Annotated in this window: 1 pseudogene; it reads left to right on the plus strand. The window is 37.7% G+C overall.

Features of this window, described 5'->3' with window-relative positions:
• Positions 1–506 (plus strand): annotated as a pseudogene (locus QVO42_RS10380) (3-deoxy-7-phosphoheptulonate synthase); the annotation flags it as partial.

Here is a 506-nt window from a genome sequence, read left to right on the forward strand (position 1 = left end):
GGTGTAATTGGTGATACTACTAAAGTAGATCCTAGAGATATTGAGGTTTCACCTTCTGTAGAAAAAGTAATGAGAGTTGAACAGCCTTATAAATTAGCTAACCGTGCATTCCATCCTGAAGATACTATTGTGGATGTAGATGGTGTTAAAGTAGGTGGAGGCCATATGGCTCTTATTGCTGGTCCTTGTTCTGTAGAATCAGAAGAACAGGTTATTGCGATTGCGAAGGAAGTAAAAGCAGCTGGAGCTAATATGCTTAGAGGTGGAGCATTTAAACCTAGAACATCTCCATATGCATTCCAGGGATTAGGTTCTACTGGTTTAGATTACTTAGTAGCTGCTAAGAAAGAAACAGGTTTACCAATCGTATCAGAACTTATGAGTGCTGATGATATTGATGAATTCAATGAAAAGGTAGACTTAGTTCAGATTGGTGCTAGAAATATGCAGAACTTCACTTTACTTAAGGAAGTAGGTGCAAGAGTTAAGAAACCTATCCTATTAAA

The sequence above is a fragment of the Catenibacterium sp. CAG:290 genome, assembly GCF_000437715.1.
Taxonomy (GTDB): Bacteria; Bacillota_I; Bacilli_A; order Erysipelotrichales; family Coprobacillaceae; genus Catenibacterium; species Catenibacterium mitsuoka_A.